General features: G+C 61.8%; 4 protein-coding genes. All 4 read right to left on the reverse strand.

The annotated features are described in order from the left end of the window. Positions 1-172: 172 nt before the first annotated feature. Positions 173-637: an NfeD family protein gene (locus EN964_RS26290; RefSeq protein WP_127269754.1), complete on the reverse strand. Its 465-nt coding sequence runs from the start codon at positions 635-637 to the stop codon at positions 173-175. An 11-nt stretch (positions 638-648) separates the two neighbouring features. Next, entirely contained in the window at positions 649-1,599 is a 951-nt protein-coding gene (locus tag EN964_RS26295) for an SPFH domain-containing protein (protein WP_127276917.1), read from the reverse strand. Between the two features lie 121 nt (positions 1,600-1,720). Further along, on the reverse strand, positions 1,721-2,932 hold the full coding sequence (locus EN964_RS26300; RefSeq protein ID WP_127269752.1) for an FAD-binding oxidoreductase: 1,212 nt from the start codon (positions 2,930-2,932) through the stop codon (positions 1,721-1,723). A 51-nt stretch (positions 2,933-2,983) separates the two neighbouring features. Beyond that, positions 2,984-4,048 carry a ferrochelatase gene (gene hemH, locus EN964_RS26305; RefSeq protein WP_127269750.1) on the reverse strand — a complete coding sequence of 355 codons (1,065 nt, stop codon included), beginning with the start codon at positions 4,046-4,048 and terminating at the stop codon, positions 2,984-2,986. Positions 4,049-4,342 lie beyond the last annotated feature (294 nt).

The following is a 4,342-nucleotide window of genomic DNA, read 5'->3' on the forward strand; positions in this document are numbered from 1 at the left end:
GCCTAAGGTGTGCTGATCTTAAGGTGATGCCGGCCTGCAAACGACGGTTTCCTGCGCTTCCGGTGCTCACGTACCCAAAGTACGCTCCGCTCCGGTTCTCGGAACCCACCGTTTTCGACTCGGCCTGACCTGAATCTCAACACACCTTGTCCAAGCGGTGGGTTTCAAGAATTCAGACCGCCTCGACGGTCAGTTCCAGATCCGTATCGGCCGCACCCGTCACGCGCACTTGCGTGCCGGCCGGCAAATCCGGGCCGGAGACACGCCACAGCGTATCGCCCAGCTTGATGCGGCCGCGCCCGTCCCGGATCGGCTCGGCAAGTGTCGCCATCCTGCCGACCATTTGCGCGCCGCGCCGGTTGAGCAGCGGCTGGTCGGTCGGGTCGTTGCGGCTGCCGACCAGCTTCTTGCCGACATAGGCCGAGACCAGCGACAGCGCCAGGAAGGCGAGGACCTGGACCTGCCAGGTCCAGAAGCCGGCGTCCCAGACCAGCAGCGACACGGCGCCGATGATCAGCGCGGCGATGCCGATCCACAGCATGAAGATACCCGGTGCGATGACTTCCATCACCAGCAGGATGAAACCGAGTACCATCCAGTTCCACGGGCCGAGTTCGGAAACGATGCGGTCGATCATTGGTTTCGACCTCAGTTGTCGGTTGGGCGAACGACCGGCTCGCAGAGGCAGGCCGCGCGCCCGCCGGTCGTGCCTTCGCTGCGGAAGACTTCTTTGGCGATTTCGCCAATGCCGCCGAGCGAACCGATCAGCGACGATGCCTCGAAGGGCATCAGCACGATCTTGCTGTTGGTGGCCGTGCCGATCCTGCCAAGCGCTTCAGTGTATTTCAGCGCTACGAAGTAGTTCAGCGCCTGCACATCGCCTTTGGAGATCGCTTCCGACACCACCTGGGTGGCGCGGGCTTCCGCCTCGGCCGAACGTTCGCGCGCCTCGGCATCGCGGAAGGCGGCTTCCTTGCGGCCCTCGGCCTCGAGGATCTGCGACTGCTTGAGGCCTTCGGCGGCAAGGATCTGGGCACGCTTGTTGCGTTCCGCGGTCATCTGCCGGCCCATCGATTCGATAAGGTTGGCCGGCGGGTTGATGTCCTTGATTTCGACGCGGGTGATCTTGATGCCCCACGGGTGGGCTGCCTCATCGACGACACGCAGCAGGCGCTCGTTGATGGCGTCGCGGTTCGACAGGAGTTCATCGAGATCCATCGAACCCATGACGGTACGGATGTTGGTCATCGTCAGATTGAGGATGGCGTTCTGCAGGCCGGAAACCTGGTAGGCGGCCTGCGCCGCGTTGAGGATCTGGAAAAAGGCGATGCCGTCGACACCGACAATGGCGTTGTCGCGGGTGATGATTTCCTGGCTCGGAACGTCAAGCACCTGCTCCATCATGTTCATCTTGGCGCCGATACGGTCGATGAACGGGAAAATGAAATTGAGGCCTGGGCTCAGTGTCTTGGTGTAACGGCCAAAGCGCTCCACCGTATAATTGTAACCTTGCGGGATTGTCCTGATGCCTTTGATCAGCAGCACCAATACCAGAAGTGCAAGTGCACCAATCGCAATATCGAAACCACTGAAATCCATTTGGCTCTCCCTCAGACGAAGGCCGCACAAGCCATTCTCGCGCCGCCGACTTCACCAAAGACTTAAGTGTATTTCAGATGCGTTACAATCAGGTGATGATGGATTGTTTATAGGGTTGCACTCAGCGGTTGAAGGCAAACAATCTTGCATCCATGTCATCCAGCCCGTTGATCGAAGCCGGGACAATCTCGGAAGCGACCTGCGAGAAGGTGATGCCGTTGCCACCGTAGCCCATCACCGCATGGATGCGCGGGTGGCGGGGAATGGCGCCGATATAGGGCAGGCCGGTGGTCGTGGTGCCGAACGAGCCGGTCCAGGCAAAATCGGGTCTGGTGTCGAGATGCGGAACTATCAGGCCGAGCTTCTCGGCGATGCGTGTGCTCTTGTCGGCGATCAGCGCGTCGCGCCGCGCTTCGTCGATAAAATCCTCGTCCTCGCCGCCGCAAATGACCCGGCCGTCGACCGTCGTGCGCATATACAGATACGGCTCCGACGCTTCCCAGATGAACGCTGCGTCCGGCCAGAGCTTTCGCGGTTGCGGGCGTGTCGCAATCGCCCATGTCGAGATGATCCGGTGGGCGGTGGCCGGCACGATGTCGACAAGTTCGTAGCCGGTGGCCAGAACAACATGTCGTGCGGTTATGGTCGGGCCATCCCTGGTCGCGACGACAACAGCTTCGGCGCTGTCCTCGATCATTGTGGCTTCCACGGGGGCATAGAAGCGTGCCTTGCGCTCCAGGGATTTCAGCAGCAGCCCAGCCGTCAGCTTGCGTGGGTCGAGGGCGATATTGCCGTGGCCGAGAATGGCGCCTTCGCGGTCGATGCCGAATTTCTCGGCTAGCTGTTGTCGGGTTAAGCAGATGGCGCCGATGCCGGCTAGCCGACGTGCCTCGGCCTCGTCGCGCAGTTCCGGCGGACCAAGCATCGTGCCGGCCAGATAGAGTGACGGCATGCGGCTTAGGCCACAGTTGATGCCGAGTTCGGCAATGCGTCCGGCGAGATTGGAAACGGCGAGCCGCGAGCGTCGCCAGGCCTGCTGGGCCGAAGCTCTGCCGACCATCTTCGAGAGCGTGGAGAGTGGCTGGTCTATTTCGAATGCCACCAGTGCGGTGGTTGCGGCCGTCGAGCCCTTCAGCGGGCCGCGCCGGTCGATGCAGATCACCCGATGGCCATCGGCCGTCAGCGCCTCGGCCATCATGGCGCCGCTGATCCCCATGCCGACGACCAGCACATCCGTGTTGACGTCCCGGATCAGGCCGTCCGTCGGCACCGCAGGCGCGCGATAGGCCGACCAGACGGGCTGGCCAGTTCTGAGGTCGAGTTTGCGGGGCATCGCATTCTCCGGAGGCGCGCCTTAACGCCCCGGAGCTTGTGTTGTTCCGGGTTAGACCCAGCCGGACAGTTCGCGCCGCACCATCGCCTCGATCACCGCCATCCCTTCCGCGCTATCGTTGAGGCAAGGTATATGGGCGAAATTCTTGCCGCCGGCATGGTGGAAGGTTTCAGCCGCCTCGCGGCCGATCTCGTCCAGCGTCTCGATGCAGTCGACGGAAAAGCCGGGATTGACGATGGCGATCGACTTGACGCCGTCCCGCGCGAGTTTTTCCACCGTCTTGTCAGTATAGGGCTGCAGCCATTCCTGCGCGCCGAACCGCGACTGGAAGGTAATGATCAGTTTCCCGTCGTCCCAGCCGAGCCGTTCGCGCAACAGCCGCGTCGTCTTCTGGCAATGGCAATGATAGGGGTCGCCCTTCTCGAAATACGGTTTTGGAATGCCGTGATAGGAGGTGATGACCACCTCCGGCTCGAAGTCCAGTGTCGCCAGATGCCGTTCGATCGAGCGCGCTAGCGCCTCGATATAGACCGGCTCGTCATAGTAGGGCGGCACGCTGCGGACCGCCGGTGCGCGGCGCATCTTCATCAGCGCGCGAAACAGCTGATCATTAGCGGTTGCCGTGGTCGTCGCCGAATATTGCGGATAGAGCGGGAAGGTAAGGATGCGGTCGCAGCCCTGGTCGACCAGACTCTGGGCAATGCTGGCGGTTGAAGGGTTGCCATAGCGCATTGCCCAGTCGACGACGACATCAGGCAGGTCGCTCAGCGCTTCGGCCAGCTTTTCGGCCTGGGCGCGGGTATAGGTGCGCAGCGGCGACTCGTTCTTTTCCCGGTTCCAGATCCGGGCGTAGTTGGCGCCCGATTTCTTGGGCCGCGTGGTGAGCACAAGGCCATAGAGGATCGGATACCAGATCGCCTTGTTGAGCTCGATGACGCGCGGGTCGGACAGGAATTCACGGAGATAGCGCCACATCGGCTTGAAATCGGTGCCGTCGGGCGTACCCAGATTGACCAGCATGACGCCGATCTTGCCCGCCTTGACCGGCGGATGCCCAGCGGGCAACGGGCCGGGCGCCTTTGCGGCCTTGGGTTCGGCAGGGGTGGGAAGCGACATAAGGGTTCTCCGGAAGACGCGAACCTAACCATCTTGCGCGCGCATTCAATGCAGCGTCTGGCCGCACCTTAAAGCGGATTGTCTGAATGGATTCAGACGACCCGCTTTAAGCCTTTGTTTTTATGCGCGTCGTTCTCCCAAAACCGACGTCACTTTGGGGGCGACATGAATTAGCCGAAAACAGGACGCCCGTCCGGTTTTCGGACGGGCGGTGTCATTCAGGCATATAGCGGGGCTATTGCGGCGGGATGGTCAGCGTTGCGCCAACAGGAAGCCGGCGCGGCCCATAACCCT

The sequence above is a fragment of the Mesorhizobium sp. M7A.F.Ca.CA.001.10.2.1 genome, from assembly GCF_003998575.1.
Lineage (GTDB): Bacteria > Pseudomonadota > Alphaproteobacteria > Rhizobiales > Rhizobiaceae > Mesorhizobium.